The following is a 10,901-nucleotide window of genomic DNA, read 5'->3' as shown; positions in this document are numbered from 1 at the left end:
CGACCTGCTCGACGCGGACGGTTACCTGTTCGGCACCCCGGCCAACCTCGGATACATGTCCGGGGCGCTCAAGCATTTCTTCGACACGGTGTACTACCCGAGCCTGGATCACGTGGCAGGCCGGCCGTACGGGGTGTGGGTGCACGGCAACAACGACACCGTCGGCGCGGTGTCGTCGGTGGATAAGGTCGTCACCGGACTGGCGCTGTCCAAAGCCGCTGAGGCATTGGAGATTACCGGCGAGGTCGACGCGACCGCCCGCCAGCGGGCTTATGAGCTGGGCGCAACGCTCGCGGCGACGCTGATGGAGTGACTGATCAGCGCGCGCGCAGGATGGTCACGGCGTTGTCTATTTTCTTGAAGGACGCGAACGTGGCGGCGGGAACCCCGAAGACCGCGGCCAACGCGTCGGGCGGTATCCGAGGATCGCCGAAGCGCGCCGCATCGTCGCCCGACGCCACGTCCTTGTCGGTGCGAGACCCCGACACCAAACGCTCGACACCAACACCCGTCGCCGCGGCAGCGCCGGCCAAGCCCGCCCCGCCGAGAATCTTGCGACGATTGATCGACACGTCAGGGACCGATAGACGTCTACGGGTCGATATGTGTGGTTGGCGTCAGCATGATCGGGTTCGCCTCCTTCGGAGGATCGCCCGCGCTCATCGTGTCGCAGTCGACCTCGGCGGGGTTCAGCGGCCCGCCCGGGTAGATGGTCAGACAGCGTTCCCACATGCCGTCGGTGTCGACGGGGCTGTCACACAGCTGTGCCAGCGGCTGCCCCGCAGGGTCGATGCATCCGGCGGTGGCCGGCGCCGCGGTGGCGGTCAGTCCGGCGGTTGCCGACACGGCTGCCAGGGCTGCGATCAGGTAACGCTTTGTCATCGTGTCCTTCAACAGAGGTGAATTGTTCAATAGCCGACGCGGCACCCAAGCTACTCGCCCGGCGCTGAGGTGGGGGCCGATACCCGGCTAATCGCGGCGACGGCATGATGAGATGGGGATGGACGCCGAGTCCCGCACTGGTCGACCTCAAGAAGGACCACACGTGACGCGCCTGCTGATCGCCAACCGCGGTGAGATCGCGCTCCGAATCATCCGCACCGCAACGGAGTTGGGTCTCGGCACGGTCGCCGTCTACGCCGAGGACGATGCAACCAGCCCGCACGTGCAGGCGGCCGACGAAGCGATCGCGCTGCCCGGGGCCGGCCCGGCGGCCTATCTGGACCACGCGGCGATCCTGGCGGCGGCCAAAAATTCGGGTGCCGAACTGATCCATCCGGGCTACGGCTTTCTCAGCGAACAGCCCGAGTTCGCCCGCGGGTGCGCGAGCGCGGGGTTGACGTTCGTCGGACCGGACGCGGCAACGCTCGATCTGTTCGGCAACAAGTCGTCGGCCCGGCACGCCGCGACTGCGGTCGGGGTGCCGGTGCTGCCCGCCACCGACGGGCCCACCAGCGTCGACGGCATCCGCGCATTCGCTGAAGCCCACGACGGGCCGATCGTGATCAAGGCGCTGTCTGGCGGTGGCGGCCGCGGTATGCGAGTCGTCCGCAGCGCCGAGCAGATTGACGACGCTTACCGGCAGTGCGCCGCCGAAGCCGAACTCGGGTTCGGCGACCCAGCGCTGTTCGCCGAGGCGCACCTGGCCGACGCCCGGCACATCGAGGTGCAGATCGTCGCGACGCCGTCGCGTGCGCTCGCGCTCGGCGACCGTGACTGCAGCATTCAGCGGCGTCACCAGAAGCTGATCGAAATCGCACCGGCGCAAGGTATTTCGCCAGCGCTCAGGCGTGATCTGCACCGGGCAGCGGCACGGCTGTGTGCGCACGCCGGCTACCGCGGAATCGCCACGGTCGAATTTCTGGTCACCGGAGAGCAATTCGTCTTCCTGGAAGTCAACCCTCGGATTCAGGTGGAACACACCGTGACCGAAGAGGTCACCGGTGTCGACCTGGTTGCCGTGCAGCTGCGCATCGCGCAGGGTTCGTCGTTCCATCAACTGAGGTTGCCGGCCGGCATCGTGGCCGACGGCGACGAGGTGGTTGGCGCGCTTGCCGCGGTGCAAGGGATCGCGATCCAGACCCGGGTCAACATGGAGACGATGGATGCCGACGGGTCGGTCCTGCCGACGGCGGGAACCCTCGCGGTGTTCTCGCCGCCGAGCGGCCCCGGGGTGCGTGTCGACACCTTCGGCCGTGCCGGACTCACGCCGAGCCCACGCTATGACTCGTTGTTGGCCAAGGTGATCACCCTGGTGCGCGGATCGTCGTTGTCCGCCGCGGTGCGAAAGGCACAGACGGCGCTGGACGAATTCGCTGTCGAGGGCATTCGGACGAACATCGCATTCCTGCGGGAGATTCTGTCGCACAGCCACACTGACCCGGGTCCGGTCACGACGAGCTTTGTCGACGACAACCTGCCGGCTTTCGCCGGCGCGGCGCAGACTCGGCGCCACGAGATGCGGCCGGCGACGCCGGAACTCTACCCAGGCGAGGAAGTGCTGCGGGCACAGCTGGCCGGCACCGTCATCGAGATCGCCTCGGAGGGGCAGGAATACGCCGGCGGCGCGCAGTTGGCCGTCCTGGAGGCCATGAAGATGCAGCATGTGCTGACCGCGCCGGATGCCGTGCGCGCGGTGCGGACCTTGGTGACACCCGGTCAGGTGATCGGGACCGGTGACCCGTTGATGGTGTTCACCCGCACCGGCGAAAGTGCGGGGACCGACGACGCTGACCGCTCGCTCGACCTGGATCGGAATCGGGCCGACCTCGACGAGGTCCGACGCCGTCACCTACTCACCCTGGACGAGGGCCGACCGGCGGTAATCACCAAGCGGCACAACCAGAACCGGCGTAGCGCGCGGGAGAACATCGACGACCTGATCGATCCGGGAAGCTTCGTCGAATACGGCGCGCTGGCGGTGGCCGCGCAGCGCAGCCGGCGCTCGGAGGAAGACCTGATCGCCAACACCCCGGCCGACGGCTTGATCGCCGGGGTGGCGACGATCGGCGGCGTCCGCGCTGCCGTGCTGTCCTACGATTACACCGTGCTGGCGGGTACGCAGGGCATGCGTAATCACGCCAAAACCGATCGGGTCTTCGAATTGGCGGCCCGCCAACAGCTGCCGGTCGTGCTGTTCGCCGAAGGGGGCGGCGGCCGGCCCGGCGACACCGACGTCGCGAACATCGCCGGCCTCGACGTGCCGACGTTCCGGGCACTCGGCGCACTCAGCGGCCGGGTGCCGCTGGTCTCGATCGTGGCCGGCCGGTGCTTCGCCGGTAACGCGGCGCTGGCCGGCACCTGCGACGTCATCATCGCGACTCCCGATGCGAACATCGGGATGGGCGGGCCGGCGATGATCGAAGGCGGCGGGCTGGGACAGTACCGGCCGGAGGACATCGGGCCGATCGAGGTGCAGCGGCGCAACGGCGTGGTCGGGTTGGCCGCCCGCGACGAGGCCCACGCCGTGTCGCTGGCCAAGCAGTACCTGTCCTATTTCCACGGCAAGCGGGACGACTGGGCGGCACCCGATCCGCGACGGGCGCGACATGTGGTGCCGGAGAACCGGTTACGGGCCTACGACGTACACCACGCGATCGAGTCGGTGGCCGACATCGGGTCCGTCTTGGAGTTGCGGGCCGACTACGGGGTCGGCGCGGTCACCGCGCTCGTCCGCGTCGAGGGTATCCCCTTCGGATTGCTGGCCAACAGCAGTCATCACCTCGGTGGCGCTATTGACGCCGAGGCGGCCGACAAAATGGCCGATTTCCTGACGCTCTGCGAATCGGCTGGGCTGCCGATCATTTCGCTGTGCGACACACCCGGCTTCATGGTGGGCCCGGATGCCGAAGTCGACGCCGCGGTTCGGCGCTTCAGCCGGCTGTTCATCGTCGGCGCGCGACTGACCGTGCCGTTCGGGATGGTCATCCTGCGCAAAGGCTACGGGCTGGGGGCCATGGCGATGGCCGGCGGCTCATTCCGCGCTCCGGATTTCACCGTTGCCTGGCCGACCGGCGAGATCGGTGGCATGGGTCTCGAGGGCGCGGTTCGGCTGGGCTTCAGCAAGGAACTGGCCGCCGTCGCCGACCCGACCGAACGTCAGAACCTGTTCGACACGCTGGTCGAGGCCGCCTATCAGCACGGCAAGGCGCTCACCTCGGCCACTACGTTCGAACTCGACGACGTGATCGACCCGGCGGACACCCGCGGATGGATCATCAGACTGCTGCACAGCGAAGAAGGTTCACTCAACCAGGAAGAGAGGCGCTCGTGAAAGTTGCCGACAAGGTCGCCATCGTCACCGGCGGCGGTAACGGTATCGGCGCGGCGCTGGCCGCGAAGCTGGCGCACCAGGGCGCCCGGGTCGTGGTTGCCGACCTAGACAGCGACGCCGCGCAGGTGGTGGCCGACCGGATCAACGCCGATCACCCCGGCGTGGCCGTCGCCTCCGGCGGGGACGTCTCCGACACCGCCCACATCCGGCAGTTGATCGCGTTGGCGACCAACGAATTCGGGCCTGTCGATTTGTATTTCGCCAACGCCGGGATTACCGGCGGATCGGGTCTGGACATCACCGAGGCGGAGTGGGACCGGTCCCTCGACGTGAACCTGCGGGCGCACATCCGCGCGGCCCAACTGTTGGTTCCCGGCTGGGTCGAACGTGGCGAAGGGTACTTCGTCAGCACCGCCTCGGCGGCCGGGCTGCTCACCCAGCTCGGGTCGGCAACCTATTCGGTGACCAAGCACGCCGCGGTCGGGTTCGCCGAATGGCTGAACATCACCTTCGGCGACCAAGGGGTGCGGGTCAGCTGTCTGTGCCCGATGGGCGTCAACACCAAGCTGCTGCATTCGCCGACGGAAGACGACAATCCGCTGGCCCGGCTCGCCACCCGCGCCGTCACCTCCGCGGGCGACGTGATAGAACCGGCTGAGGTCGCCGAAATCGTCTTGGCTGCTGTCGAAGACGAGCACTTCCTGATCCTTCCGCATCCCGCCGTGCTAGAGATGTACCGGCACAAAGGCGTCGATTATGACCGCTGGCTTCGCGGCATGCGTCGCTACCAACACAGCCTGATGGAGGCGCTATGACTGACTTCGACGGCCGCACCGCGATCATCACCGGGGGTTCGCGGGGGATCGGGCTTGCCGTCGCGCAGCGCCTGGCACAGGGCGGGGCCAATATCGTGCTCACCTCCCGCAAGCAGGACAGCGCCGACGCCGCGGCCGAGCAGGTCGGTAGCAACGCCATCGGGGTGGCCGCACACGCGACCGACGAGGACGCTGCCCGGCACTGCGTCGATCTGACCCTCGACCGCTTCGGCAGCATCGACATCTTGGTCAACAATGCCGGGACCAACCCGGCCTACGGCCCGCTGATCGACCAAGATCACGCGCGGTTCGCCAAGACTTTCGACGTCAACCTGTGGGCGCCGCTGCTGTGGACCTCGCTGGCCGCCAAGGCCTGGATGCGAGAACACGGCGGGGCGATCGTCAACACGGCGTCGATCGGCGGCATGCACCAGGCGCCCAACATGGGCATGTACAACGCGACGAAGGCCGCCCTGATTCATGTGACGAAGCAACTGGCACTGGAACTTTCGCCCACGGTACGGGTGAACGCGATCGCCCCGGGTGTGGTTCGGACCAAGCTCGCCGAAGCGCTCTGGAAAGACCACGAAGATCTGGTGGCAGGAGGTACCGCGCTGGGACGTATCGGTGAGCCGCCCGACGTGGCGGCCGCGGTCGCGTTCCTGACCTCGGACGAGTCGAGCTGGATCACCGGCGAGACGCTGGTGATGGACGGGGGTCGGCTGCTCGGCGACCCGGCGGGCTTCCGGTGAGCGCGCAGGATCTGCACGCCCGGGTGCGGGCGCTGCTTGACGAGCACGACCCGACACACACCGATCCCCGCGAATTCCTCGGTGCGCGATTCGATGCCGGGCTGGCGTGGGTGCACTTCCCGGTCGGCTCCGGCGGGCTGGACCTCTCGCGCAGCTTCCAGGCGCAAGTGGAAGACGAGCTGACCGCGGCGGGCGGGCCGCCCGGTGGCGGCGGCGCGCGCAACGGCATCGGGATGGGCATGGCCGCGCCGACCATCGCCGCATTCGGCACCGCGGAGCAGCGGCCAAAAATTCTGCGGCCGTTGTTCACCGGCGAACACATCTACTGCCAGCTGTTCAGCGAACCGGGTGCGGGCTCCGATCTGGCCGGCGTCGCCACCCGCGCGGTCCGCGACGGAGACGACTGGATTGTCAATGGGCAGAAGGTGTGGACGTCGAGCGCGCAGAACGCGCAACGGGCCATCCTGGTCGCCCGGACCGATCCGACGGTGCCCAAACACCAGGGTCTGACGTATTTCGTCCTCGACATGACCGACCCCGGTGTCGACGTTCGGCCGCTGCGACAGATCACCGGCGAGGCCGAGTTCAACGAGGTGTTCCTCACCGACGTCCGGGTGCCCGACGCGAACCGCCTCGGCCCCGAAGGCGGCGGCTGGAAGGTTGCCACCACCACGTTGAACAACGAGCGGGTGGCGATCGGCTCGATGGCCGGCGGCGCACGAGAAGACGGGATCATCGGCAAGGTCACCGACGCCTGGCGATCGCAACCGAACGTGCGCAATGCCGCGATGCATGACGACCTGATGCGGTTGTGGGTGGAGGCCGAGGTCGCCCGGCTGACCGGTCTGCGGCTGCGCCAGCGGCTGGCGGTCGGCCAACCCGGGCCCGAGGGCGCCGGCATGAAGGTGACGTTCGCCCGTCTGGCCCAGGCGGTTTCGGGGTTCGAGATCGAACTGCATCCGGAAGAGGGCCTGCAGTACGACGACTGGACGATGCGCCAACCCGAATCGGTCGACTTCATCGGCCGCGATCCCGGATACCGCTACCTGCGCGCCAAAGGCAACTCTATCGAGGGCGGAACCTCGGAGATCCTGCGCAACACCATCGCCGAACGCATTCTCGGCCTGCCGCCGGAGCACCGGGTCGACAAAGACGTGGCTTTTAAGGACCTGGAGAAATGAGCCAGATGAGCGATCTGCTGTACTCCGACACCGAAGAAGCGTTACGGGACAGCGTGCGAAGACTGTTCGCCGACCGGTGCCCACCGGAAGCCGTCACGGGTTTGTACGACGCTGCGCCGCAGGACTTTTCCGGTGTCTGGCGCACACTGGCCGTTGACCTCGGCATGGCCGGCCTGCTGGTGCCCGAGCAACTCGGCGGTGCGGGTGCAACCGCCCGCGAGGCCGCGGTGGTGATGGAGGAGATCGGTCGTGCCGTCGCACCCGTGCCGTATCTGTCCAGCGCGGTGCTGGCCACCGTCGCACTGCTGCGGGCCGGAGATACCGCCACCGTCGGGGAGTTGGCCGCGGGTTCGCTGACCGCGGCGCTGGCGGTGCCGCTGTCCACCGCGCCCGGTGACCTGCCGGCCGGCGTGCGGGGCGACGGTGGCGGCCTCACCGGTCGTGTCACCAGCGTGGCCGGCGCGGGAGACGCTGACGTGCTGGTGGTGCCGGTCGCCGGACCGGACGGGCTGGAATTGCACACCGTGGTGCGCGAGTCCGCCGGCGTCGAGGTGTCGCCGATCCTGAGCCTGGACATGACGAGACCGCTTGCGAATGTCGAGTTCTCGGGTGCGGTGTCGGCACGCGCCGGTTCGGCGGCTGCTGATGTCGCGATCGCGGCTGCACTGCAGACCGGCGCCGCGCTGCTCGCCTCCGAGCAACTCGGCATCGCGCAGTGGTGTTTCGAGACCACGCTGGCTTATACCAAGCAACGCAAGCAGTTCGGCCGCGCGATCGGCTCGTACCAGGCGATCAAGCATCGGCTCGCCGATCTGTGGATCGAGGTCAATTCCGTCGCGGCGGCGGCCCGATATGCGGCCGACACCTGCGCGCGCGATGACACGGACGCGACGATCGCGGCGGCTGTCGCGCAGGCCTATTGCAGTGCTGCCGCGGTGCACGCGGCCGAGGAATGCGTTCAATTACACGGCGGGCTTGGCATGACGTGGGAGTATCCGGCGCACCTGTATCTGAAGCGGGCCAAGAGCGATCAGCTGGCGTTCGGCACCGGGTATCGTCACCGCGCCCGGTTGGCTGCGCTGGTGGATCTGCCGGCGTCGTAACAGGAGTAACAGATGCACACGCGCGTCCTGGGGGGCAGTCTCGAAGTCTCGGCAATTGGTTTGGGCTGCATGGGAATGAGCCGCGGCTTCGGCCCGGCCAAACCCAAAGCCGACATGATTGCGGTGCTGCGCGGAGCGGTCGAGCGTGGTGTCACGTTCTTCGATACTGCAGAAGCATACGGAGACAACGAAGAACTGGTTGGCGAGGCGCTCGCACCATCGCGCGGCGAGGTGGTGATCGCGACCAAATTCGGGTTCGCCTTCGGCGCCGACGGCAACATCAACGGGCTGGACAGCCGGCCCGAACACATCAAAGAGGTGGCCGACAACTCGTTACGCCGGCTGGGCGTGCAAAGCATCGACCTGCTCTACCAACACCGCGTCGACCCCAAGGTGCCCATCGAAGATGTCGCCGGAACGGTGCAGGAACTGATCCAGAGCGGCAAGGTCAGACACTTCGGGATGTCGGAGGCGTCCGCGCAGACCATCCGTCGCGCGCACGCCGTACAACCGGTGACCGCGGTGCAAAGCGAGTACTCGCTGTGGTGGCGCGAACCGGAGAGCCCGGAGACCGGCGTGCTGTCCACGCTGTCCGAGCTCGGCATCGGCTTCGTGCCGTACAGCCCCCTGGGCAAAGGTTTTCTCACCGGAAGCATCAGCGGAAGTACACAATTCGACAGCGCCGACATCCGCAACAGCATTCCGCGCTTTGCTGCCGACGTCCGCGAGGCCAACCGCGCCGTGGTCGATCCGCTGGAGAGGATCGCCGCCGGTAAGGGTGCGACGCCCGGACAGATCGCCCTGGCCTGGTTGCTCGCCCAGCAGCCCTGGATCGCGCCGATTCCCGGCACGCGGCGCCTCGAACGCCTCGACGAGAACCTTGCAGCGGCCAGCATCGAACTGAGCGACGACGATCTTCGCGAGATCGACGCTGCCTCAGCGAGTATCGAGGTGCAGGGTGCGCGCTATCCCGACTTCATGCAGCGGCTGATCGAGCGCTGACCTGTCGGGCGACCTCGCCATACCGCTCGAACCGTTCCGGATCGCCGACGGGGTTGTAGAGCACCAGCCGGGTGGCTGTCCCGGCATACGTGTCGATCAGCTTGTCGGCCAACGTGTCCCACGTCGACTCGGTGGCGAAGGCGGCGACATGGTTGTCGCTGACCTGGGCCGCCATTCCCGCGAAGTCGCCGGCCTTCTGCCTCTCGCGGATCCGGGCGGTCGTGCCGTCGAACCCGGCCTCGTCCCAGATGAACGCGTAATTGGGTGTGCTCCCGTAAAAGGCCATGCTGGCGCGCACAAATTCGCGCTGGGTGTCCCGCTCTTCGTCGGTGTCGCCGACAATCGTCATCACCGGCACGATGATCGCGACGTCCGACGGTGACCGGCCCGCTTTCTGAGCTCCCTCGGCGACTTTCGGCATCACATGGCGCGCAATGTAACCCGGCTCGCCGATCGGGTGGACGTGCACCCCGTCGGCCACCTCGCCGGCCATCCGCAGCATCCATGGATTCACCGCGGCGATGTCGACTTTGGGGTCGGGCTGCTCGATCGGGCCCGGACTCCATTGTGGGGTAATGAAATCCAGATTGTAGAAGTCGCCGTGGTGATCCAACGTGCCGGATCGAAACGCCGCGAAACAGGCCTTCACCGACAGCAGGTAGTCGCGCAGCCGTGGGCCCGGTCGCTCGAAATCCACGCCATAACGGCGAACGATATGAGTGCGCACCTGCGTGCCCAGGCCCAACCGGAAGTTGCCTCCCGACGCCTCCTGCAGTTCCCACGCTGCGGCCGCGGTCACGAACGGGCTGCGCGGAAACGCCACCGCGACACCGGTTGACAACTCCAGGCCGGGGGCGGCTTGTGAGGCCACCGCGGCGTTGAGATAGGCCGTGCGTCCGGTCTCGGTGAACAGCAGGCCGGAGAAGCCGGCAGACTGGGTGCGCCGGGCCAGGTCACCGATCTGGCCGAGCGGCTGCGGAACCGTCATCGCGTCGACGTGCATGAGCGCGGCCGTCTACCCGAGGTTCGCCCCGAAGACCTCGCGCATCGTCGTCCAGTGCCGCTCGGCGGCGGCCGCGTCGTACGACGGATTGTCCGGTACGGCGAACCCGTGTCCGGCGGGGTAGGTCTCGATCGTGTGCTCGACGCCGGCCGCGGTGAGAGCCTTGTCGAGCTGCGCGGCGTGGTCAGCGGTGAACGACGCGTCGTTCTCCGCGCCGCCGACGTAGACCACGGCCTGAATGCTGTCCGCCCGAAGGTGTGGACTGTCGGCGCCGTCGGTGACCAGACCGCCACCGTGGTACAACGCTGCGGCGGCGACCCGGTCCGGCACTCGCCCGGCGACGGTCAATGCCGCGCGTCCGCCCATGCAGTAGCCGGTGATGCCGAATGCCGTACCGCTGACCTCGGGTCGCCCGGCCAGGTAGTCGAAGTAAGTGGTGGCGTCCGAGGCCCAGTTCTCCGGGCTGATACTGCCGATGAACGACATCAGGCGCTTGCGCTCGTTGTCGTCGGTGAACGCGGTCGCCATGTCGAAGGGAGCCCAGTCGCCCTGGCGGTAGTACACGTCGGGCAGCAGTACCGCGTAGCCGGAGTCGGCCAACGTGGTGGCCATGTCGAAGAAGGTCTGCCGGACTCCGCCGGCATCGGGAATCATCACGACGCCCGGCCAGGGACCCTGTCCTTCAGGCGTGAACAGGCGGACGGGGCAGGAGCCATCGGCGGTGGCGACGGTGTCGGTGATATGCGGCATGCCTTCCGTTCTACTCCCCGGC

At 67.6% G+C, this 10,901-nt stretch carries 11 protein-coding genes; 7 read left to right on the top strand and 4 right to left on the bottom strand.

Annotated elements, in window-relative coordinates:
* The coding region (locus ABDV69_RS14065; protein WP_343575359.1) for a flavodoxin at nucleotides 1-313 on the top strand (313 nt) is incomplete at its 5' end.
* Nucleotides 314-317: 4 nt separating this feature from the next.
* Here the strand turns inward: ABDV69_RS14065 and ABDV69_RS14060 are convergent.
* Together ABDV69_RS14060 and ABDV69_RS14055 are read right to left on the bottom strand one after the other, a co-directional pair.
* On the bottom strand, nucleotides 318-572 hold the full coding sequence (locus tag ABDV69_RS14060; RefSeq protein WP_343575357.1) for a twin-arginine translocation signal domain-containing protein: 255 nt from the start codon (nucleotides 570-572) through the stop codon (nucleotides 318-320).
* A 19-nt stretch (nucleotides 573-591) separates the two neighbouring features.
* On the bottom strand, nucleotides 592-882 hold the full coding sequence (locus tag ABDV69_RS14055; RefSeq protein ID WP_343575356.1) for a hypothetical protein: 291 nt from the start codon (nucleotides 880-882) through the stop codon (nucleotides 592-594).
* 163 nt (nucleotides 883-1,045) lie between these two features.
* Here ABDV69_RS14055 and ABDV69_RS14050 point away from each other — a divergent pair, with 163 nt between their 5' ends.
* From ABDV69_RS14050 to ABDV69_RS14025, 6 genes are read left to right on the top strand one after another with little or no spacing between them, the layout of a single operon-like run.
* Nucleotides 1,046-4,273 (top strand): carboxyl transferase domain-containing protein, encoded by a 3,228-nt coding sequence (locus tag ABDV69_RS14050; RefSeq protein WP_343575354.1) that lies wholly within the window; start codon nucleotides 1,046-1,048, stop codon nucleotides 4,271-4,273.
* Nucleotides 4,270-5,088, top strand: coding sequence for an SDR family NAD(P)-dependent oxidoreductase (locus ABDV69_RS14045; RefSeq protein WP_343575353.1), 819 nt, complete (start codon nucleotides 4,270-4,272; stop codon nucleotides 5,086-5,088). Before ABDV69_RS14050 ends, ABDV69_RS14045 begins: the two co-directional genes overlap by 4 nt.
* Nucleotides 5,085-5,840 carry an SDR family oxidoreductase gene (locus tag ABDV69_RS14040; protein ID WP_343575351.1) on the top strand — a complete coding sequence of 252 codons (756 nt, stop codon included), beginning with the start codon at nucleotides 5,085-5,087 and terminating at the stop codon, nucleotides 5,838-5,840. The genes ABDV69_RS14045 and ABDV69_RS14040 overlap by 4 nt, the downstream gene beginning before the upstream one ends.
* Complete coding sequence (locus tag ABDV69_RS14035) at nucleotides 5,837-7,021, top strand: acyl-CoA dehydrogenase family protein (RefSeq protein ID WP_343575349.1); 1,185 nt, start codon at nucleotides 5,837-5,839, stop codon at nucleotides 7,019-7,021. The genes ABDV69_RS14040 and ABDV69_RS14035 overlap by 4 nt, the downstream gene beginning before the upstream one ends.
* Nucleotides 7,018-8,124, top strand: a complete 1,107-nt coding sequence (locus ABDV69_RS14030; protein WP_343575348.1) for an acyl-CoA dehydrogenase family protein — start codon at nucleotides 7,018-7,020, stop codon at nucleotides 8,122-8,124. The genes ABDV69_RS14035 and ABDV69_RS14030 overlap by 4 nt, the downstream gene beginning before the upstream one ends.
* 12 nt (nucleotides 8,125-8,136) lie before the next feature.
* Nucleotides 8,137-9,126 carry an aldo/keto reductase gene (locus tag ABDV69_RS14025; protein WP_343575346.1) on the top strand — a complete coding sequence of 330 codons (990 nt, stop codon included), beginning with the start codon at nucleotides 8,137-8,139 and terminating at the stop codon, nucleotides 9,124-9,126.
* Here the strand turns inward: ABDV69_RS14025 and ABDV69_RS14020 are convergent.
* Complete coding sequence (locus ABDV69_RS14020) at nucleotides 9,101-10,129, bottom strand: TIGR03617 family F420-dependent LLM class oxidoreductase (RefSeq protein ID WP_343575344.1); 1,029 nt, start codon at nucleotides 10,127-10,129, stop codon at nucleotides 9,101-9,103. The two genes, ABDV69_RS14025 and ABDV69_RS14020, sit on opposite strands and share 26 nt — an antisense overlap.
* Nucleotides 10,130-10,141: 12 nt before the next feature.
* Nucleotides 10,142-10,879, bottom strand: a complete 738-nt coding sequence (locus ABDV69_RS14015; protein WP_343575342.1) for a dienelactone hydrolase family protein — start codon at nucleotides 10,877-10,879, stop codon at nucleotides 10,142-10,144.
* Nucleotides 10,880-10,901: the final 22 nt, after the last annotated feature.

Origin of the sequence: Mycobacterium sp., from assembly GCF_039583785.1 — a bacterium.
Lineage (GTDB): Bacteria > Actinomycetota > Actinomycetes > Mycobacteriales > Mycobacteriaceae > Mycobacterium.
The sequence above is the reverse complement of the archived record's forward strand: the minus strand, read 5'-3'. Positions and strand labels throughout refer to the sequence as shown.